The 26,197-nt window shown below is 65.6% G+C and carries 28 protein-coding genes; 12 read left to right on the top strand and 16 right to left on the bottom strand.

Annotated elements, in window-relative coordinates:
* Positions 1–3: 3 nt before the first annotated feature.
* Positions 4–711, bottom strand: coding sequence for a YitT family protein (locus tag ABE464_RS14760; protein ID WP_346472582.1), 708 nt, complete (start codon positions 709–711; stop codon positions 4–6).
* Between the two features lie 199 nt (positions 712–910).
* Between ABE464_RS14760 and ABE464_RS14755 the strand changes: the two genes are divergently transcribed.
* Positions 911–1,732 carry an alpha/beta hydrolase gene (locus tag ABE464_RS14755; RefSeq protein ID WP_346472581.1) on the top strand — a complete coding sequence of 274 codons (822 nt, stop codon included), beginning with the start codon at positions 911–913 and terminating at the stop codon, positions 1,730–1,732.
* Between the two features lie 46 nt (positions 1,733–1,778).
* Here ABE464_RS14755 and ABE464_RS14750 read toward each other — a convergent pair whose 3' ends face one another.
* The 5 genes from ABE464_RS14750 to ABE464_RS14730 all read right to left on the bottom strand — a co-directional run bounded on the left by ABE464_RS14750 (position 1,779) and on the right by ABE464_RS14730 (position 6,579).
* A complete protein-coding gene (locus tag ABE464_RS14750) occupies positions 1,779–2,762 on the bottom strand; it encodes an aldo/keto reductase (protein WP_346472580.1) in 984 nt (327 codons plus the stop codon).
* A gap of 134 nt (positions 2,763–2,896) precedes the next feature.
* On the bottom strand, positions 2,897–3,646 hold the full coding sequence (locus ABE464_RS14745; protein ID WP_346472579.1) for a PIN domain-containing protein: 750 nt from the start codon (positions 3,644–3,646) through the stop codon (positions 2,897–2,899).
* Positions 3,647–3,665: 19 nt separating this feature from the next.
* Positions 3,666–4,199: a hypothetical protein gene (locus tag ABE464_RS14740; RefSeq protein WP_346472578.1), complete on the bottom strand. Its 534-nt coding sequence runs from the start codon at positions 4,197–4,199 to the stop codon at positions 3,666–3,668.
* A gap of 154 nt (positions 4,200–4,353) precedes the next feature.
* Positions 4,354–5,490: a PilT/PilU family type 4a pilus ATPase gene (locus ABE464_RS14735; protein WP_121043108.1), complete on the bottom strand. Its 1,137-nt coding sequence runs from the start codon at positions 5,488–5,490 to the stop codon at positions 4,354–4,356.
* Positions 5,491–5,541: 51 nt separating this feature from the next.
* Positions 5,542–6,579, bottom strand: a complete 1,038-nt coding sequence (locus tag ABE464_RS14730) for a type IV pilus twitching motility protein PilT (protein ID WP_123728544.1) — start codon at positions 6,577–6,579, stop codon at positions 5,542–5,544.
* A 108-nt stretch (positions 6,580–6,687) separates the two neighbouring features.
* Between ABE464_RS14730 and ABE464_RS14725 the strand changes: the two genes are divergently transcribed.
* Genes ABE464_RS14725 through ABE464_RS14715 form a run of 3 tightly spaced genes read left to right on the top strand, consistent with a single transcriptional unit; the run spans position 6,688 to position 8,879 of the window.
* Positions 6,688–7,368, top strand: coding sequence for a YggS family pyridoxal phosphate-dependent enzyme (locus ABE464_RS14725; protein WP_346472577.1), 681 nt, complete (start codon positions 6,688–6,690; stop codon positions 7,366–7,368).
* 27 nt (positions 7,369–7,395) lie between these two features.
* On the top strand, positions 7,396–8,217 hold the full coding sequence (gene proC, locus ABE464_RS14720; RefSeq protein ID WP_346472576.1) for a pyrroline-5-carboxylate reductase: 822 nt from the start codon (positions 7,396–7,398) through the stop codon (positions 8,215–8,217).
* Between the two features lie 59 nt (positions 8,218–8,276).
* Positions 8,277–8,879: a short chain dehydrogenase gene (locus tag ABE464_RS14715; protein WP_346472575.1), complete on the top strand. Its 603-nt coding sequence runs from the start codon at positions 8,277–8,279 to the stop codon at positions 8,877–8,879.
* Positions 8,880–8,904: 25 nt separating this feature from the next.
* Here ABE464_RS14715 and soxR read toward each other — a convergent pair whose 3' ends face one another.
* Positions 8,905–9,339 (bottom strand): redox-sensitive transcriptional activator SoxR, encoded by a 435-nt coding sequence (gene soxR, locus ABE464_RS14710; RefSeq protein WP_183073810.1) that lies wholly within the window; start codon positions 9,337–9,339, stop codon positions 8,905–8,907.
* 91 nt (positions 9,340–9,430) lie between these two features.
* On the opposite strand from soxR, the gene ABE464_RS14705 reads away from it, so the two are divergent.
* A complete protein-coding gene (locus tag ABE464_RS14705) occupies positions 9,431–10,804 on the top strand; it encodes an MFS transporter (protein ID WP_346472574.1) in 1,374 nt (457 codons plus the stop codon).
* Positions 10,805–10,824: 20 nt separating this feature from the next.
* Here the strand turns inward: ABE464_RS14705 and ABE464_RS14700 are convergent, their stop codons facing one another.
* Positions 10,825–12,771 (bottom strand): alpha/beta hydrolase, encoded by a 1,947-nt coding sequence (locus tag ABE464_RS14700; RefSeq protein WP_346472690.1) that lies wholly within the window; start codon positions 12,769–12,771, stop codon positions 10,825–10,827.
* Positions 12,771–13,748: a DUF4105 domain-containing protein gene (locus ABE464_RS14695; protein ID WP_346472689.1), complete on the bottom strand. Its 978-nt coding sequence runs from the start codon at positions 13,746–13,748 to the stop codon at positions 12,771–12,773. The genes ABE464_RS14700 and ABE464_RS14695 overlap by 1 nt, the downstream gene beginning before the upstream one ends.
* A 210-nt stretch (positions 13,749–13,958) precedes the next feature.
* Here ABE464_RS14695 and ABE464_RS14690 point away from each other — a divergent pair, with 210 nt between their 5' ends.
* Positions 13,959–14,369 (top strand): GFA family protein, encoded by a 411-nt coding sequence (locus tag ABE464_RS14690; protein WP_346472573.1) that lies wholly within the window; start codon positions 13,959–13,961, stop codon positions 14,367–14,369.
* On the opposite strand, the gene ABE464_RS14685 is transcribed toward ABE464_RS14690, so the two are convergent.
* A complete protein-coding gene (locus tag ABE464_RS14685; protein ID WP_346468519.1) occupies positions 14,366–14,584 on the bottom strand; it encodes a hypothetical protein in 219 nt (72 codons plus the stop codon). The two genes, ABE464_RS14690 and ABE464_RS14685, sit on opposite strands and share 4 nt — an antisense overlap.
* Before the next feature lie 196 nt (positions 14,585–14,780).
* Between ABE464_RS14685 and ABE464_RS14680 the strand changes: the two genes are divergently transcribed.
* From ABE464_RS14680 to ABE464_RS14670, 3 genes are all read left to right on the top strand, one after another.
* Complete coding sequence (locus tag ABE464_RS14680; protein WP_346472572.1) at positions 14,781–15,917, top strand: PepSY-associated TM helix domain-containing protein; 1,137 nt, start codon at positions 14,781–14,783, stop codon at positions 15,915–15,917.
* Positions 15,914–16,096, top strand: coding sequence for a hypothetical protein (locus ABE464_RS14675; RefSeq protein ID WP_259261225.1), 183 nt, complete (start codon positions 15,914–15,916; stop codon positions 16,094–16,096). The genes ABE464_RS14680 and ABE464_RS14675 overlap by 4 nt, the downstream gene beginning before the upstream one ends.
* Positions 16,097–16,187: 91 nt before the next feature.
* Positions 16,188–16,970 (top strand): hypothetical protein, encoded by a 783-nt coding sequence (locus ABE464_RS14670; protein WP_346472571.1) that lies wholly within the window; start codon positions 16,188–16,190, stop codon positions 16,968–16,970.
* 21 nt (positions 16,971–16,991) lie between these two features.
* On the opposite strand, the gene ABE464_RS14665 is transcribed toward ABE464_RS14670, so the two are convergent.
* The 6 genes from ABE464_RS14665 to ABE464_RS14640 form a co-directional block, all read right to left on the bottom strand.
* Positions 16,992–17,891 (bottom strand): LysR family transcriptional regulator, encoded by a 900-nt coding sequence (locus ABE464_RS14665; protein ID WP_346472570.1) that lies wholly within the window; start codon positions 17,889–17,891, stop codon positions 16,992–16,994.
* A 60-nt stretch (positions 17,892–17,951) separates the two neighbouring features.
* A complete protein-coding gene (locus ABE464_RS14660; protein ID WP_346472569.1) occupies positions 17,952–18,830 on the bottom strand; it encodes an SDR family NAD(P)-dependent oxidoreductase in 879 nt (292 codons plus the stop codon).
* 86 nt (positions 18,831–18,916) lie between these two features.
* Positions 18,917–19,300 carry a YbjQ family protein gene (locus ABE464_RS14655; protein ID WP_346472568.1) on the bottom strand — a complete coding sequence of 128 codons (384 nt, stop codon included), beginning with the start codon at positions 19,298–19,300 and terminating at the stop codon, positions 18,917–18,919.
* Between the two features lie 60 nt (positions 19,301–19,360).
* Positions 19,361–19,720: a hypothetical protein gene (locus ABE464_RS14650; RefSeq protein ID WP_346472567.1), complete on the bottom strand. Its 360-nt coding sequence runs from the start codon at positions 19,718–19,720 to the stop codon at positions 19,361–19,363.
* 189 nt (positions 19,721–19,909) lie between these two features.
* Positions 19,910–20,206, bottom strand: coding sequence for a hypothetical protein (locus ABE464_RS14645; RefSeq protein WP_346472566.1), 297 nt, complete (start codon positions 20,204–20,206; stop codon positions 19,910–19,912).
* A 98-nt stretch (positions 20,207–20,304) separates the two neighbouring features.
* Positions 20,305–21,822, bottom strand: a complete 1,518-nt coding sequence (locus ABE464_RS14640) for an alpha/beta fold hydrolase (RefSeq protein WP_346472565.1) — start codon at positions 21,820–21,822, stop codon at positions 20,305–20,307.
* A gap of 158 nt (positions 21,823–21,980) precedes the next feature.
* On the opposite strand from ABE464_RS14640, the gene ABE464_RS14635 reads away from it, so the two are divergent.
* The 3 genes from ABE464_RS14635 (at position 21,981) to ABE464_RS14625 (ending at position 26,167) form a co-directional block, all read left to right on the top strand.
* Positions 21,981–23,690, top strand: a complete 1,710-nt coding sequence (locus tag ABE464_RS14635) for a histidine kinase (protein WP_346472564.1) — start codon at positions 21,981–21,983, stop codon at positions 23,688–23,690.
* Entirely contained in the window at positions 23,678–24,379 is a 702-nt protein-coding gene (locus ABE464_RS14630; protein ID WP_346472563.1) for a LytTR family DNA-binding domain-containing protein, read from the top strand. The genes ABE464_RS14635 and ABE464_RS14630 overlap by 13 nt, the downstream gene beginning before the upstream one ends.
* A gap of 237 nt (positions 24,380–24,616) precedes the next feature.
* Positions 24,617–26,167 (top strand): hypothetical protein, encoded by a 1,551-nt coding sequence (locus ABE464_RS14625; protein WP_346472562.1) that lies wholly within the window; start codon positions 24,617–24,619, stop codon positions 26,165–26,167.
* Positions 26,168–26,197 lie beyond the last annotated feature (30 nt).

Raw genomic sequence — 26,197 nt, 5'->3', positions numbered from 1 at the left:
GCGTCAGACGCCCATGTAACGGCCCGGGCGGTGGTTGAACATCAGCACCAGGCTGAGCACCACCGCACCGATCGCCGAGTACATCACCTTGGACGGGGACAGCACCGAGAACGCCACGCACATCAGCAGCGTGTCGAACGACATCTGCACCTTGCCGGCGCTCCAGCCGCGGGTGCGCTGCAGGTACACCGCCAGGATGCCGATGCCGCCCAGGCTGGCCCGGTGGCGGATGTAGAACAGGATGCCCAGGCCGGCCAGCGCCCCGCCGACGATGGCCGAGTACAGCGAGCTCATGTGGGCGAAATCGGCCCAGCGCGGCAGCAGGTCGGTCAACACGCCGCAGGCGGTGACCGCCGCGAACGTCTTCAGGGTGAATTCCCAGCCCATGCGGCGCACGGCCACCCAGTAGAACGGCAGGTTGACCAGGACGAAGACCAGGCCGAAGTTCCAGCCGAAGGTGTAGTGGGCCAGGAAGGCCAGCCCGGCCATGCCGCCGATCATCAACCCGCCCTTGGCGAAGATCGCCAGGCCAAGCGAGGCGACCAGGGTCGCCAGGATCATGCCCTGCACGTCCTCGGCCACCGAATGGCGCAGCGCCTTCTCGTCGGCCACGGTGCCGGCACTGTCCGGTGGCGGGGTCAGCGGGCCTGCGGTGACCAGGTGGCCGTCAGCGTCGTCGCACGGCGCCGGGCCATGGGAATCAAGGGACATGAGGGTGGGGGTGTGACGTGGGGAGCGGTATTAGACACGATCGGCGTGACAGATGCTGGGGAGATTGATTCAGGCCCCCGGTCTGGTCGCCCCGGGACGCCAAACCGACATCTGCTTTTCATCCCGGCTGAACACCCTCTAGACGCAGCATGCACAGGTACCCCCGCTGTGCCCCTCCCTCCCTCAGGAGTTCCGTGCCATGCCCTACGTCACCACCGCCGACAATACCGAGATCTTCTACAAAGACTGGGGCAAGGGTCAGCCCCTCGTGTTCCATCACGGCTGGCCACTCAGCGCCGATGACTGGGACACCCAGCTGCAGTTCTTCCTGCTGCAGGGCTACCGCGTGATCGCGCACGACCGCCGCGGCCATGGTCGCTCCTCGCAGACCAGCGGCGGGCATGAGATGGACACCTACGCCGCCGACGTCAACGCGTTGACCGATCACCTGGACCTGCGCGATGCGATCCACATCGGCCATTCCACCGGCGGTGGCGAAGTCGCGCACTATGTGGCGCAGGCCAAACCCGGGCGCGTGGCCAAGGCGGTGCTGATCGGCGCGGTGCCGCCGATCATGGTCAAAAGCGAGGCCAACCCGGGCGGCACGCCGAAGGAGGTCTTCGATGGCTTCCGCCAGGCACTGGTCGCGGGCCGGGCGGCGTTCTACCGCGACGTGCCGATTCCCTTCTACGGTTTCAACCGCGAGGGCACGCCGCCGCAGCAGGGCATCGTCGACAACTGGTGGCGGCAAGGCATGATGGGCGCGATCAACGCGCATTACGACTGCATCAAGGCCTTCTCGGAAACCGACTTCACCGACGACCTGAAAAAGATCGACGTACCGGTGCTGATCCTGCATGGCGATGACGACCAGATCGTGCCGATCGCCGATTCGGCGGAGCTGGCGATCAAGTTGCTCAAGCACGGTACGTTGAAGGTTTACAAAGGCTTTCCGCATGGCATGTGTACGACGCATGCCGATGTGATCAACGCGGATCTGTTGGCGTTCATTCGCGAGTGAATCAAACCGGTAGCGCACGACCGTTGGTCGTGCGCTCCTGCCCCGCTCAGCGCGCGACCAGCTTCTGCCGCTCCGCGTTGTAGCGATCGCCGACGATGGCGATGCTGTCCAGCGCCGCAGCGATCTGCTGCAGGTCCGCATCACTCAACACCACGGCCACCGCGCCCAGATTTTCCTTCAGGCGGTGCAGCTTGGTCGTACCGGGAATCGGCACGATCCACGGCTTGCGCGCCAGCAGCCACGCCAAGGCGATCTGGGCCGGCGTCGCGCCCTTGTCGGCGGCAATCGCGCTGATGCGATCCACCAGCGCCTGATTGGCCTGGCGGGCTTCGGCCGCAAACCGCGGCACTCTGTTGCGGAAGTCTTCGGCCGCGAACGGCGTATCCACGTTGATCGCACCGGTCAGGAAGCCCTTGCCGAGCGGGCTGAACGGCACGAAGCCGATACCCAGTTCTTCCAGCACCGGCAGCACCGCCTGTTCCGGCTCGCGCCACCACAGGGAATACTCGCTCTGCAGCGCCGCCACCGGCTGCACAGCATGCGCGCGGCGGAGGATGTCGACACCGGCTTCGGACAACCCGAAGTGCTTCACCTTGCCCTCGGCGATCAGGTCCTTGACCGTGCCGGCCACGTCCTCGATCGGCACGTTCGGGTCGACACGGTGCTGGTAGAACAGATCGATGCGGTCGGTCTTCAGGCGCGACAGGCTGGCCTCGGCCACCGCACGGATGCGCTCGGGGCGGCTATCGAGGCCCGCATCGGCATGGCCGTTCTTGAAACCGAACTTGGTGGCGATCACCAGCTGGTCGCGGACCGGTGCCAAGGCCTCGCCGAGCAGTTCCTCGTTGAAGAAGGGTCCGTAGGCTTCGGCCGTATCGAAGAAGGTCACGCCCTGCTCGACGGCGGCGCGCAGCAGGGCGATCGCCTCGGTGCGGTCGGTGGCCGGGCCATAGCCATAGCTCAACCCCATGCAGCCCAGGCCCAGGGCGGAAACCCGCAGGCCGCTGCGGCCCAGTTCACGTGTCTGCATGTGGTGCTCCTGCCGGTAAGCCGGCCTCATGGGGGATAGCCACGATAGCCCTGTCGGCAGGGGGAATTGGATAGCGCCGGGTGCTGTCGGTGATGAGCGTGGCTAATCAATCGATGGGTGAGGTGGGCATCGGATCACCCCGGCAGCGCGTAGGTAACTTTCTTGTCCTTGATCGATACCCATTTGCGCTGCTGCAGCTGCTGGATCAAGGCAGTGCGCTCGCCCGCCTTCAGGGTGTTCTGGAACATCGCACTGATGGCGTTTTCCAGTGTCTTCGACGTTCTGGGTCTTGCCGCTCCCTGCTTCCCCAAGAGCAAAACAATGCGCTCGATACGCTTGGCGGACTCACCGGAGGCTGCCTTTGGCTTTGGCTCAGCCTTTGGCTTCGGCGTGGGTATGGTTCTTGAAGTACTCACGGCCGGTGCTTGCTTCGCCAGCATGGGATGTGTTGCTGGATGTGTAGACGACACCGATGCGGACTGCGCGCATGGTATGTCACCACTGGCGGTATGCACATCGCCCACCAGCGACAGGTCTTCGATGGACGCTACTCGGGAGACTCTCAGTCCTCGCGCGCGCAGATGCGTGACCAACGGATCGAAGCCCGTATCTCTGGAGATGATATGAAAACCGCAATGAGGCGCCGCAGCCGCCAGCTCACCGATATAGAACGCAATGTGGAAATCCAACGCATTGGAACCACCGCCATTGCAGCGGATGTAGCGTGTACCCGTTCCCAGCGCCTGAAGTGCGGCAGCCACATCGATACTGATCTTCGCCTGTGCCGCACCCACGAACACCAGCACATGGAAGTCTGGCCCTTCCAACGCCGCCAGGGTTTTCGGCTGCACGTTTTCGTAGTCGATCAGGACGTAGTTGCGCACTGCCACCATTATCCAGCCCTCAGGAAACGCCGTCGCCGCGCAGGGTGCCGATCAATGCGAGCAACAGGAAGAATCCGCCAAAGATCACCACCAGGATGTGCCACACGCCGAAGCGGTCGTACACACGCATGTCCATGCCCTCGTCGTGATGGTAGCGACGCAGCAGACTGTTGACCGGCAGCAGCGGAACGAAGCTGAACAATGCGAACAGCCACAAGCCGTTGGGAAGGCGGCTGGAGAAATTGAGCAGGAAGTAGGCGACTGCCAGCAGGCCCGGTGCGAACGCCAGCGGACGGCGGTGATGGCGTGTGGCATCGCGAAGATTGGCGAAGCACAGAAACGCCCACAGCGGCGAGAACAAGGCGCGCGCCCACGGCCATTGGTCCCCACCGGTTTCTTGCTTGATCGCCCGCCAGTTTCGCCAGAACCAGTACACCGGATAGACGCCCAGCGTGGTCAGCGACAACGCGGCGATCTTCAACGCGGGTGGCGAGTAGTACGTTGCGACGTCAGTGGCGGCAAAGGTCGCCTCTGGCAGTACGGGAGAAGCCATTGGCGCGGTCGCCGGCGCCCGATACGGGTCGTGCATGTCCATATGCCATCACCTGATACGTTGATACCGGCGAGGTGCCGGCGCCCCCTGCGTTCCGGTTGCCCGGTACGGCGCGACTATCGCAAAGCCGCGCCGCCTGTTGTAGTCCCCCGTGTCAGCGGACTTCCGAAATCTCCACCCCGTCCAGCCCCTGCGACAGCGTGCGCGCATCGCCGCCTTGGGAGAGCTTGATGCGCAGGCGCACCTCGTTCTGCGAATCCGCGTAACGCAGCGCATCTTCGTAGCTGATCTCGCCAGCCTGGTACAACTCGAACAGGCTCTGATCGAAGGTCCGCATGCCCAGCTGCACCGAGTCCTTCATCACCTCCTTGAGCTTGTGGATCTCGCCATCGCGGATGTAATCCTGCACCAGTGGCGTGCCCAGCATGATCTCCATGGCGACCTTGCGCGACTTGCCGTCCGGCGAGGGAATCAGCTGCTGGGCGACCACGCCCTTGAGGTTCAGCGACAGATCCATCAACAGCTGGTTGCGGCGATCTTCCGGGAAGAAGTTGATGATGCGGTCCATCGCCTGGTTGGCGTTGTTGGCGTGCAGCGTACACAGCACCAGGTGACCGGTTTCGGCGAACGCGATGGCGTGGTCCATGCCCTCACGGGTACGCACTTCGCCGATCATGATCACGTCCGGCGCCTGGCGCAGCGTGTTCTTCAGCGCCGCTTCCCAGCTATCGGTATCGATGCCGACTTCGCGCTGGGTGATGATGCAGCCCTCGTGCTTGTGCACGAACTCGATCGGGTCTTCGATGGTGATGATATGGCCGGTCGAGTTGTGGTTGCGGTAGCCGATCATCGCGGCCAGCGAGGTGGACTTGCCGGTACCGGTCGCGCCGACGAACAGGATGATGCCGCGCTTGGTCATCGCCAGCGTCTTGATGATCGGCGGCAGGCTCAGCTCTTCCACGGTGGGAATGCGCGTCTCGATACGGCGCAGCACCATGCCGACCTGGTTGCGCTGGTAGAAGCAGCTCACACGGAAGCGGCCGACACCGGACAGGCCGATGGCGAAATTGCACTCGTGCGTCTTTTCGAACTCTTCGCGCTGCGCCGGCGTCATCACGTTCAGCACCAGATCGCGGCTCTGCTGCGGCGTCAACGGTGTCTGGGTGATCGGCGAGATCTTGCCGTTGACCTTGATCGCCGGCGGCATGCCCGCGGTGATGAACAGGTCCGACGCCTTCTGGTGCGCCATCAGCTTGAGGAACGAGGTGAAGTCGATGGTGGTGGTGCTCATCGCGGTGTACTCCGAAGGTTTTCAGGAGCCGGCCAGCGGCCGGCACTACCACTATTCGAAAATCCGCTTGTCCTTGGCGTACTCGCGCGCCTGGTTGCGGGTGATCAGGCTGCGCTTGACCAGGTCCTGCAGATGCTGGTCCAGGGTCATCATGCCCAGCTGCTGGCCGGTCTGGATCGCCGAGTACATCTGCGCGACCTTGTCCTCGCGGATCAGGTTGCGGATGGCCGGGGTGCCCACCATGATTTCCCACGCAGCCGTACGCCCGCCACCGACCTTCTTCAGCAGCGCCTGCGAGATCACCGCGCGCAGCGACTCGGACAGCATCGAGCGCACCATCGGCTTTTCGCCGGCGGGGAACACGTCGATGATACGGTCGATGGTCTTGGCGGCCGAGCTGGTGTGCAGCGTGCCGAATACCAGGTGGCCGGTTTCCGCGGCGGTCAGCGCCAGGCGGATCGTTTCCAGATCGCGGAGCTCGCCGACCAGGATGATGTCCGGATCTTCACGCAGGGCCGAGCGCAGCGCTTCGTTGAAGCCGTGCGTATCGCGGTGCACTTCGCGCTGGTTGATCAGGCACTTCTGCGAGGTGTGCACGAATTCGATCGGATCCTCGACGGTGAGGATATGGCCGTATTCGTTCTTGTTGATGTGGTCGATCATCGCCGCCAGCGTGGTCGACTTGCCCGAACCGGTCGGGCCGGTGACCAGGATCAGGCCCTGCGGCTGATCGATCAGCTCACGGAAGATCGGCGGGCAGGCCAGGTCTTCCAGCGTGAGCACCTCGGACGGAATGGTACGGAACACCGCACCCGCGCCGCGGTTCTGGTTGAAGGCGTTGACACGGAAGCGCGCCAGCGAGGGAATCTCGAACGAGAAATCGACCTCGAGGAATTCTTCGTAATCGCGGCGCTGCTTGTCCGACATGATGTCGTACACCAGCGCGTGGACCTGCTTGTGGTCCAGGGCCGGAATATTGATGCGACGGACATCGCCGTCAACGCGGATCATCGGCGGCAGGCCGGCCGACAGATGAAGATCCGACGCTTTGTTCTTTACAGAAAACGCCAACAGCTCGGCGATATCCATGCGCTGCTACTCCCCATGACTGCTGCGACTGGAAGGTTCTTTCCCCGGGCGGCAGTATAGAGCGAGATGTGCACAATACGCTCCAGCCCCTGATCCACCGGAACCGCCGTGACCGCCCAGCCCCTGCCCGCCATCCTGACGAACCTGCACAACGCGGCGGCCGCCGCCGGGCGGCCAGATCCGGTCCTGCTGGCGGTCTCCAAGACCCAGCCGGCCGACGCCGTACAGGCCTTGGCCGCGCAGGGCCAGCGGGCCTTCGGGGAGAACTACGTGCAGGAGGCGGTGGCCAAGATCGAGGCGCTGGCGCCGCTGGGCCTGGAGTGGCACCTGATCGGCCATCTGCAGTCCAACAAGGCCGAGCTGGCCGCCCGCCATTTCGACTGGGTGCAGAGCGTGGACCGGCCCAAGCTGGTCACCGCGCTGGCCGCGCACCGCCCGGCCGGCCAGCCGCCGCTCAACGTGCTGATCCAGGTCAACATCGATGACGAGGACAGCAAGCACGGTTGCGCGCCGGAAGACATCGACGCGCTCGCCGCCGCCATCGCGGCCGCGCCGCAGCTGCGCCTGCGCGGACTGATGGCGATCCCGGCACCCTCGCCGGAGGCTGAGCGTCGCCAGGCCGCGTTCACCCGCATGGCCGCGCTGTTCACCACACTGGCCGCAGCACATCCGCAGGTGGATACGCTGTCGATGGGCATGAGCAGCGATTACCCTGAGGCCATCGCCCATGGCGCCACCATGGTCCGCATCGGCACTGCGCTGTTCGGCGCACGTCCGCGACCGGCCTGAGCGCCCCGCCCGTTCCAAGGAGAGTTCATGAGCACGTCCCCCATCACCTTCATCGGCGGCGGCAACATGGCCCGCAGCCTGATCGCCGGCCTGGTCCGCCAGGGCGTGGCCCCGGCCAGCATCCATGTCGCCGAGCCGGTCACTGAACTGCGTGAGCAGTTGACGGCTGAGTTCGGGATCAAGGCCTATGCCAGCGCGACCGAAGCCGCCGCCCAAGGCGCGGTCTGGGTGCTGGCGGTGAAGCCGCAGGTGCTGCGTGATGTCTGCGCCTCGCTGACCGATATCGCGCACGCCAAGCAACCGCTGGTGGTCTCCATCGCCGCCGGTATCACCAGCGGCCAGCTGGACCGCTGGCTGGGCGGCGGCCAGGCCGTGGTCCGTGCGATGCCCAACACGCCGGCCCTGCTCGGCGCCGGTGTCACCGGGCTGTTCGCCACCACCGGGGTCACTGCCGCACAGCGCGCGCAGGCCGATACCGTGCTGGCCAGTGCCGGACGCACCGTGTGGATCGATGACGAAGCGCGCATGGATGCCGTCACCGCAGTCTCCGGTAGTGGCCCGGCGTATGTGTTTCTGTTGGCCGAAGCGATGGAAGCGGCCGGCATTGCGCAGGGCCTGCCTGCCGAGGCCGCTCGCACGCTGGTGGTGCAGACGCTGCTCGGTGCGTCGCGCATGCTCGATGAATCCGGCGAAGCCCCTGCCGAACTGCGTCGCCGCGTGACCTCGCCGAATGGCACCACCCAGGCAGCGATCGAGAGCTTCCAGGCCGACGGTCTCGAGGCCATCGTGTCACGCGCGATCGACGCGGCGACCACGCGTGGGCAGGCATTGTCGGCGGCAAATGATTGACGGCCAAACGTAGCCACGCATGGCGTGGTGCTACACCCACCTTTCCGGGAGCGTTGCACATGAAGATTCTGCTTGTCGGTGCCAGCGGCACCTTGGGCCAGGCCGTCGCCAGCACGCTCGGCGTACACCATGAACTCATCCGTGCGGGCCGCCATGGTGGCGATGTGCAGGTCGATCTGACCGACGATGCCAGCGTGGAGGAGCTGTTCGCCAAGGTGGGCAAGGTCGATGCCGTGATCGCCACCACCGGCCGCGTGCACTTCGGTCCACTGGCCCAGATGCGGCCGGCCGACTTCAATCTCGGCCTGCAGGACAAACTGCTCGGCCAGGTGCGGTTGAGCTTGGCCGCGCAGCATTACGTGAACGTTGGCGGCTCGATCACGCTGACCAGCGGCATCATCAGCGCCCAGCCGATCCGCGATGGCGCCAACGCCACGGCATCCAATGCCGCACTCGAAGGCTTCGTGCGCGCCGCGGCCTGCGAGCTGCTGCCGCGCGGGCTGCGCATCAATGCGGTCAGCCCGAACGTGCTGGCCGAATCGATGGACGATTACGGTGCCTACTTCCCGGGCTTCGAAGCGGTGACGGCGCAGCGCGCGTCGCTGGCCTACCAGCGCAGCGTGGAAGGCATACAGAGCGGGCAGGTATTCACCGTCTGGTGAGGGCGGCGCCGGCCCGCGGCCGGCACTACTCCCAGCGGCGGGGGCCGTCGCCCTGGTCGCCCAGCGCATCGCCGGGGTTGGTCAGGCGGCAGCGCTTCAACGACAGACACCCGCAGCCGATGCAGTCGGTGAGCTGGTCGCGCAGCAGCAGCAACTGCTCGATGCGCTGGTCCAGCTCACTGCGCCACAGCGCCGACATCTTCGCCCACTCGGCCTTGGTCGGCGTCTTGTTTTCCGGCAAAGCGGCAAACGCGGTCGCGACTGCTTCCAGCGGCATCCCGACCCGCTGGGCGACACGGATCACGGCCAGCCTTCGCAGCACATCGCGCGCGAAACGGCGCTGGTTGCCGGCAGTACGCAGGCTGCGGATCAGCCCCTTGCGCTCGTAGAAGTGCAACGCCGATACCGCCACACCGCTCCGCTTGGCCACTTCGCCTACACTCAGTTCCTGCGCGATCACTGCTTGACCTCAACCATGGTTCAGGTGGCATGCTGCCCGCCGCTGCGCTGCACTGCAAGCCCGGCCTCCCCCTTTGATGCCTGGAACCCGCATGTCCGTTGATGCTGCTCCGCCGCCCGCCGCCGTTCCGGTGGTCGATGCCCCGATCCCCTCGATCCTGTCGCCCGCTTATCGCGCAACCACGATCGGCATGGTCGCGCTGGTCTCACTGCATGCCTTCGAGGCGCTGGCCGTGGCCGCAGCGATGCCGACCGTCGCCCATGACCTGGACGGACTGCGCCTGTATGCCTTGGCATTCGGCGGCACCCTGGCCACCAGCGTGATCGGGATGACGCTGTCCGGGCGCTGGAGTGATCAGCGTGGCCCGGCGCGGCCGCTGTGGCTGGGTCTGGCCTGCTTCGTGGCCGGCCTGCTGGTGGCAGGCTTGGCCCAGCACATGCCGGTGCTGGTGCTGGGCCGGTTGATGCAGGGGCTGGGTGCGGGCGCGATCTCGGTCGCGCTGTATGTGCTGGTCGGCCGATCCTTCCCCGAGCCGATGCGGCCGCGTGTGTTTGCCGCGTTCTCCGCCGGGTGGGTGGTGCCCTCGTTGATCGGCCCCAGCATCAGCGGCCTGATCGTGCAGCACCTGGGCTGGCGTTGGGTGTTCCTGATCGTGCCGCTGCTGGCGATCCCGGCGGCGTTGCTGCTGCGCCCGGCGCTGCGTCAGGTCGGGGCGGTGGCCACCGGCACCGGCGGCCGCAATGTGGTGCCCTGGGCAGTGGGTGCCTCGTTGGGCGCGCTGGCGTTGTACATCGGCGGGCAGCAGCAGGGATGGCAGGCCGTGGCGCTGCTGATGCCGGCGCTGGGCGTGCTCGGGCTGTGCAGCTGGAAACTGTTGCCGACCGGCACGTTGACGCTGCGCCGCGGCCTGCCCAGCGTGATCGCGCTGCGCGGTATCGCCGCATCGGCGTTCTTCGGCTGCGAAGCGTTCCTGCCCCTGCTGCTGCAGCGCGAGCGTGGCTTGACGCCGGTATGGGCCGGTGTGGCATTGAGCCTGGGCGCGCTGGGCTGGTTCTCCGGCTCGTGGCTGCAGGGCCACCAGCAGCGTGGCTGGTCCCGCCGGCAGTTGCTGCTGTCCGGTGCGCTGCTGATGTGCGTGGGTATCCTGGCCACCTCGCTGGCGATCCAGCCGGGCATCCCGTTGTGGTCGGCGATGGTGGGCTGGGTGCTGACCGGGCTGGGCATGGGGTTGATCTATCCCAGCCTCTCGGTGCTGACACTGTCGCTGTCCGCACCTGAGCACCAGGGCGCCAACACCTCGGCTCTGCAACTCAGCGAGGCGCTGGGCGTGGCGACCACCCTGGCGATCTCCGGTTCCTTGTTCGCGCTGTTCCTGGACGGCCGCGAGGTGCTGGGCTACCTGCTGACCTTCGCGATCATGCTGGTGCTGGCGCTGTTGAGCGTCGTCGTCGCACGGCGCATCTGACCCTCAGCGGGACACGCCCCTTACGGGTGCGTGTCGCCGACCTCTTTCAGATCCTCTCGCAGGATGCGGCGGATCTCCAGCACGGCCTGCGGGGTTTCCTGCACGCTGTGCCCGGAGATGATCACCTTCTCCGACACCGCGCCATCCAGATGCGCGCTCCAGTACGGCACCAAGCCGTCATCGGACTGCAGCAGCGGCACCTCCGGTTTGCGCTGGGCGATGATCGAGTGGTACTTCAGCCCGGGCGTGATCGGCAGCGCACCGGCCGCTTTCACGAACGGATCGCTGGCCTTGAGGTTGTCGATGCTGTTGGGGATCTGCAGCTTGGTCGTGCTGTTGGCCGATTCGGATTCCTGCAGGGTCAGGAACACATCCTCGAACTTGCCCAGCAGGGTGATCGGCAGCCGCACCAGCCGGCCGATCAGGCGTCCCACCCGATTGCCCGCGATATCCGTGCCCTTGTGCGGGGCGGCGATGAAGATCGCCCGCTCCACGTTCGGTTCGGCGGTGAAATGCAGCAGCGGCCCCAGCTTGGCTTCCACCCGCTTCAGGCGCTCGCCCTTGAGGTCGTAGTTGGCCAGCAGATCGTTCCACAGCACATCACCGGAGGAGGTCACCAGCAGGCGCGCGAGCACACCGCCCATGCTGTGGCCGATGAACACCATGTCCTTGGAAGCCGGCGTGCTGCCGGTCGGGTCGAAGTGGTTGAGCGTGTTGTTGAAGGCCTGGTGGATCTCGTAGCGGTTGAGCGCGATCGGGGCGTTGGTCGGGTAATACACCTGCCAGACCTGGAAATGCCGGCGCAGTTCGGGGTCGCCCATGATCTCGTTGGCCACGTTCACCCACGCTTCCGGGCTGCTGCCCAGGCCGTGCAGCATGAAGATGATGCGGCGGTTGGGATCCCACGGCTGCATCAGGTACATGTGCGGCGCACCGATGCCTTCGCTCAGGCCGAACAGCGTGCGCAGCGACTGGGTGGCAAAGCCGGACTGCGCCAGCCACATGCCGTAGGCGGCGGTGAAGTTGCCGGCCAGCGGCACCTTCTCACCGTGCAGGTCCACGCTCTCGGTGGACTCGGGCGAGTACACATCGAACAACACCTGGGTGGTTTCCAGCACCTGCTGCAGGGTGTCGCCCTTGAAGCGCAGCAGCGCGGTGGCATTGATCGCCGACATTTCGCTGTACTGCGGAATCTCGACCTTCTCGCCATCGGCGGGGGCCACCAGCTTGGGCGGGTCCATGATCACCACCAGCTCGGCACCGAAGCCATCACGGCGATAGGTGCTGCGCAGGCCGGCAAAACTCAGTGCCGAGGCGGACACCATGCGGGTTGGAATGCTCTGCATGCGCAGCTCATCGAAATCGGAGGTCAACGTCCAGCGCTCACCCGCCACAGCCGCGTTGTAATCCTCACCTTCCAGCGCGCTGTCGCGGCTGCGCTTGAACACTACCGCGGCGGTCTGCTCGGCGGCGTAGTTGTAGTAATCGCGGACCTGGGTCTGGCGATCTTCGAAAGCGCGATCGGAGGGTGTGCGCCCACTGAAGAACAGGTAGGCGTACGCATAGCGGGCAGCCTCCAGCCAGGCATCCAGTGCCGCGTCGGACATCGGCGTCTTTTCGCGGTCCTTGGGCTTGGGGGTCAGCGCCAGCGCCGTCTTCACCCACAGCTCGGACTGCGCGGACAGCCGCTGCTCCTCAGGAAGCACATCGGTGTGGCCCAGCGTCTTCTGGCAGGCGGCCACGTCCTTCTCGCACTGCGCCACGTCCATGCCGATCACGCTCAACGTCTCCTGCGAGGCGGCGCTGAGCTTGCCGGAGGTGAGCACGTCGCCGCGCTTGTTGGCCAGGTACTCGGTCGGGGCCACCTGCTTCATGGTGACCATCGCGCAGCCGCTGGAGAGCAGCAGCGAGAGCACCACGGCCAGCATCGGCAACACGCGATGCGGGAACAACTTCACTGCGGACATCATGGAACGCTTCCCTGCTCTGCCCCCGGGACGCCCCGGCGGATCACCTGTGAAAAATCATCGGTCTCGCTGCTGGCGCGTGCACGATCGGTAATGCGTCCGCGCGCCTTCAGCGTCTCGAACGGCACGCCCGGCGTGAGCACCCCAAGATCCCGCGCGTACTCGGCGAAATAGCCCGAGGCCAGCAGCCGGTAATCCATCGGCAGGCCCGGCGCGATCTGCTTGGCCAGTTCGTACACGATGGTGGTGCAGTTGCTGGTCAGCGTGTTGTAGAACGCCGGCGCGGCATCGAGCTTGCGGGCCTCGCCCAGGTAGGACAGGAACAAGCCCTTGAGCTGCTCGTGGGTCATGCCATGCAGGCGGTACAGATACACGTCTTCGCCCCGCGCGTTGGTACGCGTGCGCACGATGTCGGATTCCTCCGAGGCAACCAGGGTCATTTCGAACTTGCGGAAGAACCCGCCGAGGGCCGAGAACGACTCGCCGCGCTCCTTGCGGATCTCCAGTGAAAATACCAGGTAGCGGCCATCGTCGAAGCCGAACGAGATCAGCGTGTGCGCGATCGCCGGGCCCATCCAGTAGGACATGATCAGGTCGGCCGAGCGCAGCTGGTCCAGGTTGTATCCGCGGCGCACCCAGCGCGCGTCGTAGTCGGTCTCGCTGCGCCAGGTGAAGTCACGGACGTTGTCCAGCACCACCCGTGAGCCATCCACCTCGACTACCTTCAGGCGCTGGGCGACATCATCGGCCCAGATGCGGTCCTGGCGCGGGATCAGCAGCAGCCACCACACGCCCGAGAGCACCAGTGCCACGCCGTACAGCACGCCTGGCCAGCGCCCGGCGCGCGCACGCGCCACGCCCACCGCACCGGTGACGGCGAACACCACCCACAGGGCAACCAGCAGATACCGCAACCAGCCCGGACCGGGCAGCTGATAGGCCAGCAAACCGGTGATCCACAGCGCCGCCAGCAGCATCAGCAGCGCCAGCCCCCATCGTCCTGCCTTCTTCACGCATCGATCCGTCGTCTATCCGGGGCGCTAGTTAGCCATAACCCCCGTGTGCGCCGCATGTCGAGCCTGTTCAGCTTCGGGCGGCGTTCACTCCGCGGCAGGTGCCGGCTGGCCCGGACCGGGCGACCGGCCGCATACTTCCAGTCCTCTGAACGGTTACAGGACGCGCCATCCATGCAGGGTCTGACCACGGTCGGGGGTGTCCCCATCCAGCGGCATCATTTACTCCGGTGTCATTGCGGCGCCGTCGTCCTGCGCCTGCACCTGCCAGACGGCGTGGTCTCGCCCCGGCGCTGCGACTGCTCGATGTGCCGGCGCCGGGGGGCGATCGTCGCCTCTGTGAAGCTGGCCGATCTGGAGGTCGTACAGGGCCACGACGAGCTGCGCCTGTATCAGTTCAACACGCATGTAGCGCGACATCACTTCTGCAGCGTGTGTGGCATCTATACCCACCACCAGCGCCGCTCATCGCCGGACGAATACGGCTACAACGTCGGCTGCCTGGACGGGGTCAATCCGTTCGATATCGGCGAAGTAGCGGTGAACGACGGGGTCAACCACCCCGCCGATGCACAGCGCACTTAACGACGGCCCGGCCCGATCTTCTGCCACGGGGCCATGCCCTTGCGCCCATGTAGCAGCGGGCGCTTGAGCGGCAGCCGGCGCGGCATCGGAATGCCCACCCCGGGTGCGGCCGTATCGTCTTGGCGCAGGGATTCTGCACGCTCGCCGACCAGCAGGGCGGCCACTTCTTCCAGTCCGTTGCGCATCGCGCGTGCGGCCGTCTGCAGGGGATTCATGGCATGTCTCCAAGTGCGGTGGGGACGCTCTACGCTAATGGCCGATGGGCATCGAAACCGTGAACGGAATGGGTCAATGAGATGAAAACGTCCTTTTCACCCCTCGCCAAAGATGTGAGACGCATTTGCGTTTGTAGACCCCCGTCTCGATAATCCCGGCCCACACCGCGCCTCCAGCCATCGCCAGAGAGCCTTCATGCAACGTGCCACCATCAAAGCCTGGTTTGTCATCCATAAGTGGACCAGCCTGGTCTGTACCCTGTTCCTGTTGCTGCTGTGCCTGACCGGCCTGCCGCTGGTATTCGCCGAGGAAATCGCCCACCTCAGCGAGCCGGAGGTCGCCACAACCGCCGCAGACGCCACCCCGCGTGATCTGGACGCGCAGGTAAGCACCGCGCTGGCGCAGTATCCCGGCGATGTGCCGCTGTTCGTCGGCTGGGATCCGGATGCGCCCACCGTGTACGTCAACACCGGCGCCCGCGCGGACACGCCGCCGCCGCAGATGCACACGGCGCTGCTGCATGCGACCACCGGCGAGGTGCTGCCCGCCGCGCAGTTCAACGAAGGCGTGATGTATTTCCTGTACCGGCTGCACACCGATCTGTTCCTCGGTCTGCCGGGCATGTTGTTCATGGGCGCGATGGGGCTGTTGTTCGCGGTCGCGATCATCTCCGGGCTGGTGCTGTACGGACCGTTCATGCGCAAGCAGCGCTTCGGCACGCTGCGCACCGGTCGCAACCGTCGGCTGGCCTGGCTGGACCTGCACAACGTGCTGGGCATCGTCACCCTCGGCTGGGCACTGGTGGTGGGCATCACCGGCGCCATCAACACCATCGCCAAGCCGCTGGAACAGGCCTGGCAGAGCGAACAGCTCGGCGAGTTCGCCGCCCGCTATGCCGGCCAGCCGCGCCCGGCCACCCTGGCTTCGTTGCAGGCTGCCGTGGACACCGCCCGCGCCGCCGAGCCCGGCATGCGCCCGGCCTTTGTCAGCTTCCCCGGCACCGGCTACAGCGGTGACCATCACTATGGGGTGTTCATGCAGGGCAACACCGCGCTCACCGAACGCCTGTATCGCCCCGTGCTGATCGATGCCAAGACCGGCGAGCTCACCGCGCAGCCGCAGCTGCCCACCTACATGAGCGTGCTGCTGCTGAGCCAGCCGCTGCACTTCGGTGACTACGGCAAGCTGCCGTTGAAGATCCTGTGGGCGCTGCTGGATCTGCTCACCATCGCGGTGCTGATCAGTGGCCTGTACCTGTGGGTGAAGCGCGGCAGTACCGACGCACGTGTCACCGAGATCGAGCGCGCCGCACAGACCGGCGGTGCCGCATGAGCGCGCCGGTGAAGCCACCGCGCAGCCCGTTCATCGCCCCGGCGTGGATCGCACTGGTCAGCGTGGTCGGGCTGGTCAGCGCACTGATCGGCGACGGCGTGTTCGACGTGATCTCCTGGCTCGTGTTCACCGCGCTGATCGCGCTGGTGGTGCGCGCGTGGGTGAAGCGCACGCGCTGAATGCGCAACGGGCTGGCCTATACTCGCGCCCCTCACACGCACCGCGAAGATAGACATGGATGCTGGCTCCATCGTTCGGCACGGCCCACCGTTGCTGCTTGCCCTGGCAGCTGCACTGGGTGCGAACGTCGCCCAGGCCAATGCCCGGCTGGACGCCACGTTGGCCGTTCAACGCGAGGCGCTCTCGCAGATGCAGGGGCTCAATGCCAACGACGTACCGGCGACTGCCGTTTCGCTGGAGACCATGCAGACGCAGATGCGCAGGGTGCTCGATCTGTCGGTCCTGACCGATACGATCGAGGCAAACGACCGCGCCGGGTTTGATGCCTTCTGCGAGAACGTCAGCACTGCAGCATTCGCCTACAACGACCACATCAGCCGTGCTGCGGACGACCTCATGAAGTACATCGAGGCCAACCCCAGCACCCCCCGAGCCAACGAACAGCTCGCGCGATTCGGCCCCGAGATACTGCAGGCCTCCGTGTTTTTCATTGGCTGCGCGGCAGTGCAGCTGCGGCTTGACGGAGAACGCATCGCGGCACGTCCGGAATCAGAGCGGGACCCCATCGAGCCGGCCATGCTCAAGAACACCGCGGACTTCGGCGCCACCGCACTGCAGAGTCTGGCCAGGCACATCGCCTCGCAGGAGCTTCCTGAGGAGCAGCGCCGCCGACTCGCCCGCGATGCCCAGCCGGTCGCCGCGATGATGGCCCGCGTACTGCCGCTGCCGCAACGTGCACAGGTCGCCGAGGGACTGCAGCTTCGGCGCGACGCCGGCGAGGCGAATGGCGAACTGCTGGTCCCGCTGATCGACGCGCTCAACACCACGGACTGCCAAGCGACCTGCCAGATACTGACCGCCGCGCTCCCTTGAAGCACCGCCGTTTTCCGCCTGTCACCGCACCTGCAGTGGAGCGGCCTCCCTGACCAGATCAAGGAGGTGGCGCAGTGCCGGCGATGGATCACTGGCCGGCGTACACAGCTGCAGTGTGAAGTGTGCAGCGTCGCCCGCAACCGGCCGGTAGACCACGTCATCCTGCCGGAAGCCGACCATGCTGGCCGGTACGATCGACACCCCGGCCTCTACCGCCACCAGCGACAACACGGCATGCATCCCGTGCGCCTCCTGCACCACCCGCGGACTGAACCCGGCTTCCGCGCAGACACGGATCACCTGCGCATGGAAGCCCTGCCCCTCGCGCGCGGGCCACAGCACGAACGGCTCGGCCGCCAGCGCCTCGACCGCCACGGTGACCTGCTGCGCCAGCGGATGGGCGCGTGGCAATGCAATGGCCAAGCGGTCCTCATCGAAGTCCTGCAGCCGCATGTCCGCCGCGTCATGGATCGGGGGGATCAGCACCGCCACATCGATGCGGCCCTCGCGCAACAGCGTGAGCTGCCCTGCCGAGGTCGCTTCGATCAGCTCCAGCCGCACCTGCGGATGCTGCGCACGGAAGGCGCGGATCACCTGCGGCAACCGCCCGTACAGCGCGCTGCCCACATAGCCCAGCCTGACCAGCCCCGTACGCCCAGCGGCCGCATCACGGGTCGCCAGCAGCGCGTGGTCGGCCTGCTGCAGGGTCAGGCGTGCTTCGGCCAGCAGCGTCTGGCCCGCAACCGTCAGTCCCAAGGTGCGGTTGCCGCGCTGGATCAGCTCCGCCCCGATCTCATCTTCCAGCTTGCGGATCGCCGCGGTCAGCGGCGGCTGCGACATATGCAGCCGCGCGGCCGCACGGTGGAAGTGCAGCTCCTCGGCGACGGCGACGAACTGACGGAGCTGGCGAAGATCGACCATGGGGCGGTGCCGGAACGGGAAAACAGCCCCAAGGGTAGTACGCCGGGACGTGCGCAGGCGTCAGCGCGGCTCGATGGCAGCCTTTGCGATCTGCGGCCAGTGCGAGGCGACCTGCTCCACACTGCCGGCGGACACCGCCTGCAGATCGCGCGGATAGTGCACGCCCCCAGCCTCGGTGAGCCGCGTGGCATGGAACTGGCCGTTGCTCGCGCGCAGGATCCAGCCGCCCTCGGTGCAGGCGCGCGAGGCCAGGAACACCACGCCGGGTGCCACGGCCTCCGGATACAGTTCATCCGGCTCGCCCTGCACACCCCACATGCGGGTCTTGGCCACCGGTGAGACCGCATTGACCACGATGCCATGCGCTGCACCCTCGGCCGCCAGCACGTTGACGATGCCCACCGCGGCCGACTTCGCCGCCGCATACGCCGCCAGCCCGTGCTGCACGTACTGCGGATACAGCGCGCGATCGGAGGTGGTCAGCACGATGCGGCCATGACCCTGCGCCTGCATCGCCGGCCAGGCCGCTTGGGCCAGCCACAGCGGTGCCTTGGCCGCGACCGCCATCATGTGGTCGAAGCGATCCTCGTCCACTGCATCGATCTTCTGATATTCGACCCAGCCTGCGTTGTGCAGGATCACGTCCAGGCGGCCATGCTGCTGCAACAGCTCGGCAACCAATGCGGCGGCCTCGAGACGGGTAGCGATGCCCCGATGGTTGGCCTCGACAGAGAGGCCATCCGCACTCAGGCGCGCGACTGCCTGATCGATCCGCTGCGGATCGCTGCCGGTGCCATCCAGCCCGGCGCCGATATCCTGCATCACCACGTGTGCGCCGCGTTGCGCAAGCAACCGGCTGTAGGCGAAGCCGAGGCCACCGCCGGCGCCAGTGACCAGGGCCACCTGGCCAGCGAAAGAAAGTGTGTCGTTGATTGTCATGCGGACAGCATCCGCGCTGCGCGGCGCGGATGCCAATACCAACCACAAGAGGCTGCGATACGCGGGACGTATCGCGAGCGGGCAGCTTAGAGGTGCGTGGGTTCGACGATCACCGCCGTGCCATAGCACAGCACTTCGGTCAGGCCAGTCATTACATCGGTGGCGTCGTAGCGCATCGCGATGATCGCGTTGGCACCGAGCAGCCGCGCATGGTTGGACATGTCCCGGTAGGTCTCTTCGCGAGCCTGCTCGCACAGTTGCGTGTAGATGGTGATGTTGCCGCCGAAGATGGTCTGCAGCCCGCCGAGGAAGTTGCCCACGATGGAACGCGAGCGCACGGTGATGCCGCGCACCACGCCCAGGCTGCGCACCACGCGGAAGCCGGGCAGCTCCATCGCCGTGGTCACCATGGAATCATCGAGTCGGGTTGCAGGGCCTGCGCGGCCACCGTTGTTGTAAGGATCCGCCATTGCTGCCTCTATCCGGGTTGGAAAATGGGTGGAACGGGCGCGCAGTGCGCCCGCCGGTGATCATGGCGAATCCGGCGCCTGCGATACAGCGGTGGGCGTGCCGGTTTGCCGGGGCCGTGTCGGCCAACGCCACAACAGCCAGACCAAGGCTGCCAGCGTCAGCCACACCAACGCACAAAGGATGACCGCCGTCGCCCGAAGAAGAGGCTCGCCGTGAGTGGTCTGCGGCCAGAGCCGCCAGGTGTCCACGTAAGCGACACCGATACCAGCAAGCAGGATCGGCACACCGACAACCGTCCCCACGACACGTACCCAGAGAAGACGACGGAAGATCAGCAGGACACCAAGCACCACCCCGGTGAGCGCGAAGATCGGCATGGCAATGTAGAGGGTCAGAAACCCGGTGAAATCAGAGGCCATCGCAGGCAGCGGGAGAAACAACAGCGCAGCGGCTGCCCATCGCACTGACGCGGCTACTGAATCGCGGGCTGACTTACACATCGGTCTTCCTTGCCGTGCAGCCGGTCTCCGGCGATGGCGGGCATCTTAGCCGAGGCGGTCATGCGCAGGTACTGCCAAGGCCCCTGTCCCCAGCAGGTGGCGTGCCGGTCAGATCCCGCCGAGCCGGACCACCTGATACACCCCCACATTCCGCTCGGCCAGCGCGCGCACCACCTCGGGAATCAGCTGCATCGGCAGGTCCACTTCATAACCGTGGGGCCGCGCGTGCAGCAGCGAGGCGTCGAAATCAAAGGCAGGATGATCGCTGGCACGCTCGACAAGGAAGGCGGTGATGGCATCGCGCGCGATCCCTTCCCACTCGCCCACTTCGAAGTACACCCGGTACAGCGTGTCGCCGTAATCGTCGGGCGTGCCGTGCACGGATGCCACCGTTGAATCGGTCATCGCGTCCTCCTGTATTGGCGCAAGCGCCGTGGCCAGCCGAAACCATACACCGCGGCCGGTCCACGGCGCCTGCACACACGCGCACTTACGGACAGCTCTCAGCGCCCGCGCGGATCCACCAGATCGCTCTTGCTCCTGGCGAACACAGGCGGTGCCACCTCCAAGGCCACATTACCCACCGGCCGACCCGCCAGGAAGTCCGTGATACCCGCGGCGATGGCAGGGTTCCCGAGCCACAGCTCGTTGTCGTGACTGGCCCCGCGCACCAGCAGGGTGCGGCTGTCGCTGAACCCCGGCCGCAGTGCCTCGGCATTGGCGGGCGGCGTGCGTCCATCCAACGTGCCACTGATGAACAGCACCGGCACATCGCTGCGCAGCGGACCACGGAAGGCATCGCCAAGATCGACCAGTCCCAAGCCATCCCCAAGCGCCGGGAACGGGAAGTTCAGCGCATCGCCGAACAGACTCTCGCGTGCCTGCGCCTCGGCCAGCGCGCGGCGCTGCAGACTCTGCCCGGACGCCACATCCATCGCCAGCGGCATCGCGCCATAGCTGCCGTGTTCACTACGCAGCAGCAGGACCATCGCTGCCAGCAGGTCGTAGTCGCCGTTCTCGGCATCGCGCAGGATCAGCGGCAGCCACTGCTGGGTCATACGCCGCCCGAGACAGGCACTGATCGCCAACTGCGCGTCGAACTTGCCGATCATCACCGGCTTGCCGCCGTGCATGACACTGTGGCCTTGGCGAGGCTGCTCGCGCAGGGCGGCCAGCACGCGCGTGGCCGAGCCGGTCAGATCATCGAAGCCCGCTCCTTTGGCCAGCACGCTCAACTCCGCCAGCAGCGCATCGGCCGACAGCGGCAGTTTCAAGGTGTCGTCTGGGCCTTCCGTCCCCATCAGCACCACGCGGTCCAGACCGGCGCCGTGCAGGCGCACCGTGGCCAGCGCCAGATGGGTGCCGTAGCTCATGCCCCACAGGCTGATCTTCGGCACCTTCAACGCGCGCCGCAGGTCCTCCAGGTCGCCGGCACTCTCGGCGGTGGTGTAGGCCCCCAGGTCCACACCGGCTTCCCGCCAGTACGCCACGCAGCGGGCGGCGACGTCACGCAGCGCGGCGAGCGCCGCATCGTGCTGCAGTGGCTGTGCATCGTCGAACGTGTGCTCATGCGGACACGGCGCCGGCGGCTCGGACTCACCCGCCCCGCGCTGATCAAGCAGCAGCACATCGGTCTCGCGCCGGACCTGATCGAACACCGGCCAGCGCGGACCGCGCCCGGTGCCGATGCCCGATCCACCCGGACCGCCAGCCAGATACACCACCGGGGCCACACGGCCATCGCCGCCGGTCGCTGGCAGGCGCACCACCCGCAGGCGCATGCGCGGCCCGTTGGGGTCGGCGTGCCGACGCGGCACCTCCAGATAGCCTGCCTCGGCATCGATGGTGCCGTGCGTCTGCGTCTCGAACGCATACGGGGTGAACACCAGCGGCGCCGACGCGTCCCGTGCCAGTAAAGGCGACGCGCCGACAAGCGCCAGGCACAGTGCCGCCAGCCGCGTGACCCGCAGGCGTCGACCGGACGAAGAGGAAGGGAACAGGCAGGGCGAGACAGTGAACATGACGGACTCCGCGTAGGAGGAAGGGGAACTGGGCGCCGAGGCTGGCGCATGCACTACGCCGCCAGCATCACCGCGCCCAAGGCAACCGGGGAGCGCCCGTCCGCCGAACAGCTCCAGGCGGGGGTCCAGTGACTCCGTGCAACCGATACGATGGGCCCATGCAGATTCCACGCACCCTGACCGCCCTCGCCGTCCTGCTCATCGCGGTCGCCGCGTGGCTGCTGTTGGTCGCGCCCCCACCGGGCGTGCGCTACTACGAAGCCCAGGAGATGGCACCCGCCACGCTGGGGCCAGATAGCACACTGCCCACCGCGCCGCCGACGACACTGCAATGGCAACCGGCCAACCAACGCGAGCTGGTGCAGTGGCGCGGCCCTTACTGGCTGCGCTGGCGCCTGCGTGCGCCGAACGCACACGACACGGCTGACCGTGCATTACGCATCTCGGTGCGTGCGGCCGGCCAGCCCTTCTGGAACGGCAAGCCGTTGGCCGCCAATGGCACCGTCGGCCGCAACGCAGACGAAGAGCAACCGGGACAGGTGGACATCATCCGCGTGCTGCCGCCCTCCTCGCCCAGCGGCACCGATACGCTGGTGCTGCTCGCTTCCAGCCATCACCAGTGGTTCAAGCTGCGGGGTGCGGATGCCTTCGTTGCCATCGGGCCAGCCGCCTCGATCTACAGCCACGGCATTGGACCGTGGCTGATCGCCGCGCTCGCGACCGGGGCACTCGGTGCGGCGTGCCTGTACTTCCTCGCCGCACAGCGCGGGCGGCCACGGGTGCCGGGTGCGCGCCTGCTGCTGGCGCTGGGGGTGGTCGGCCTTGCGCTGCCCATGGTGGAAGCATGGCGCCCGCTGGTGGGCTATGCCTACCCGTGGCACGGGCCGCGTCTGCTCATGCTCCTTCTGTTGCACTTGGCTGCAGCGATCCTGCTGCCGGCCTATCTGGTGCGTCGCTTCGGCGTCGCCGTGCCGAGGACTGCCCGCATGGCCTATCTCGCCACAGTGCTGGCGCTGGCCGCCTTTGTCCCCAGCTTCGATGGCCGTGGTGCTGCCCTCCTGCTGCTCAGCCTGCTGACCTCCGCCTACGTGCTGCTGCGCGCCCGTGGTGAGCCTGACGAGCGTTGGCCGATCCTGGCGTTGGTCGTGGCCGGTGCGCTGGCCGTGCCCTTCGCCGGCGGCATCTTCCTGGACGGCCCCTACTTCCTGTTCCTGGCCGTGCTGATGGGTTTTCTGCTGATCCGTCACGCCGCGCAGCTGCGTACGCTTGACCACCACAATGCGCAGCTGCGCGAAGAGCGTGCCCGCCTCTCGCTGCAGCTGCTGCAACGGGGCATCCAGCCGCATTGGCTGATGAACACCCTCACCGGTCTACAGGAGTTGATCGAACAGGCGCCAATGCGCGCCAGCCGACTGGTGGAATCCCTGGCCGAGCAGTTCGACCGCCTGCGTGAAAGCAGCACCCGCCCCAGCGTGCCGATTGAAGAAGAGCTGGCGCTGTGCCGCAACCACCTGGACATCGTCGGGCTCGCGCTGGATCGCCACATCGGCTTCGAGGTCGAGGGCGAGCGCACTGGTCTGTGGCTGCCGCCCGGCGTGCTGCATGCGCAGGTCGAGAATGCGCTGACTCATGCAGGAGCCGTCGCGTGTGCCGAGCATCCCTTCCGCCTGCGTATTCAACGCGCGGGCGACCGTTGGATGCTGGAACTTCGCAGCGCACGCGGATCCGCCCGGCATCGCGGGCAAGGCACGGGCACCCGCTACATTGAGGCCAGCCTTGCAGCTACCTGTCCGGAGGGCTGGCACTTTGAGCAGGGCCCCGATGGCAACGACTGGTACGGCCGCATGGAGCTGACATGCGCATCCTGATCGTCGAGGACGAGCTGTTGGTTCGCCAGCGGCTGCTGCGGATGTGTACCGAACTGGCTGGCAGCCGCGCGCGATTCGATGCTGTGGCCGACCTGGACGCTGCCGGTGACCGGCTGCAGCGCAGCGTGTATGACGGCCTGCTGCTGGATCTGAATCTGGGGGGCGAGGATGGCTTCGACCTGCTGAAGCGCGTGGTGGCCGGCCGATACCACTGCGTGGTGGTATCAGCGCATCGGGAGCGGGCGCTGCAGGCGTTTGAGCATGGGGTGCTGGATTTCGTGCCGAAGCCCTTCTCACGCGAACGGCTGGGGCAGGCGCTGGAGCGATTGCTGGATGTTGGCCGGTATCGGTCCGGGGCGGCGCGTTACCTGGGCATCTGGCATGCGCAGGGGACGGCGATGGTCGAGCTGGCGGACGTGCTTTGGATTCGTGCTGATGGGGACTACAGCGAAGTACGTATGCACGATGGGCGGAGTGAGCTGCATGACAAATCGCTGGCGAGTCTTACTGCCGTGCTACCGCCGGACTTTGTGCGCTGCCACCGGTCGTATCTGGTCAATCTGACGCATGTGCGCACGTTGCATGCTGCTTCAGGGAGTCGTTACTGGTTGGTGTTGAATGATGGGGCTGAGGTGCCGGTGGGGCGGGTGTTTGTTGAGGAGGTGCGTGGAGAGCTTGGTTCGACGTGAGCTTCTCGAGGGAATCGCTGCGAGCCAATGTCCATTTTTGGCCAGTTGCAGTCACTCAAGACCTTTCAGCCCGCGACAGTTTCAAGCTATAAACGGTCTTCCAATCTTTAGTACGCTATGAGCGCTGTCTGCAGCAGTCGTTATTGAGTAGTGAAAATATGGTGTCCTGTTCAAAGTAGGCTCAATCCAGATGGACAACGGCAAGGAATTGCCAAATTCTTGAGAAGGATAAACTCAATGGAGATCACTACTCTATCTTCGGCGGTTGCGTTGTGGCGGGCATTGTGCCTAGACGCCGGCCTGGAGCTACGCCTAAAGAATGGGAGGCCGGGTCGGGATGCGGACATTGAGGTTACGCTTCGCAAGGCGCTAGCTGTACCCAACAGTGCGATATCGCTCGATGCATGGTTGGCAATAGATTCCGCCGCTCCGCAACCAAAGGTGAACGTAGAGCGCTTCTTGGTTGAGCTGCTGAAGGGGCAAGTGGGGTTCGCGCGAATGATGCAGGACATCCTCGAAACTCTTGTCAAGGCTGATGCCCGTCGCGCTACGCACTCTCTTAGCGTCGCCTTCAAGTTCGAGGGAATGGACGATCCGGTGATCCAGACGTTGGAGGAGTTCCGGGAGAGCGTCCTCCGTATCCAAAAGGTCCTTCAAACGCGGCGACCCCTGCCCAACCAGCATACGCTGTGGGACATTTATGATTCTTTGCAGGCTGTATGGCAAACGACGAGTAACAGTAGGCCCAATCATTTTCCCGGTGTCCCTCAAACTCTCCCAACCGATGAGCCAGAACTCGACAAGCAGCTGACGCAGATCGGTGTTCTGGTTCGCGATATCCAGGAACTCTGGCGGGAGCATGGGGCGGACCGGTGTGAGGTAATTGAAGCCGCGCGCATCATGTCCTCGCAGACCCATGGGAGCGGTCATCTCCAGGGACAATTGAACGCCGCCAGCGACTTCTGGGACTGTAGCGTGATCAACAGCCTGCAGCAGCTGCCTTGCCTCGTTGCATCGGGCAAAGTTGAGAGCCAGAAGGCACGCGATCGGCTTGCCGAAGTAGTCTCGCATCTCGAACCGGATGACGTATGGGTCGACCGTACATTCCGCGAACTGCTGGACACACTAGCCGTGCCCGCTTGGCAGCGCCGACACGAACTATATTCCGTCTGGGTCGGTACTCGCCTGCTTGAGGTGGCGAAAGCAGCGGAGCCAAGCCTGAGATTCAATCCCGTTGACGGGCTCCTGTCGTTCGCCTTCGGTGGCAGCAAGCTTGCTACGTATTTTCGGGAAGGCAAAGAATACGAGATCTGGGCAGAACTGCGCTCTGCACTCGTGGGTAGCAGTCCCAAGCGTAAGGGGGGGATTCAACCTGATTTCCGGGTCGTCGAAGCGGGGCTCTCGCCAGCGGGTGACCGTACGGTCTACGTTCTAGAATGCAAACATTACCTACGATCTAGCAAAAAGAATTTCACCGTAGCGGCAAAGGACTATGCTCGCAGTTGCCCCAGCGCAACCGTACATGTGGTAAACCATGGCCCAGCAGACGAATCGAAACTTCGTGCCGCACTACCCACTGAACTTCAGTCCACTGTGCGATTTATCGGCAATGCTAACTGTGATATCGAAGGCGGTGCTGGCAGCCTATTCGACGCAATTCACGCCGTGCTTTTTCCGCCCTCCAAATTTCCGGAAACGGATGAGGTAATGATCTTGCCCCTGTATTCCCGACCCCACCCTATTCGCAATAAAGCGCCTGGTCAGCGCCTGCAGCCTGTTGCCGCCTGAACTCCCGAGGCGAACGCATTTTCAGCGAAG

The organism is Stenotrophomonas sp. TWI587 (assembly GCF_039674145.1).
Lineage (GTDB): Bacteria > Pseudomonadota > Gammaproteobacteria > Xanthomonadales > Xanthomonadaceae > Stenotrophomonas > Stenotrophomonas maltophilia_AY.
Note: the sequence above shows the minus strand (reverse complement) of the source record. Positions and strands in the feature narration are given on the sequence as shown.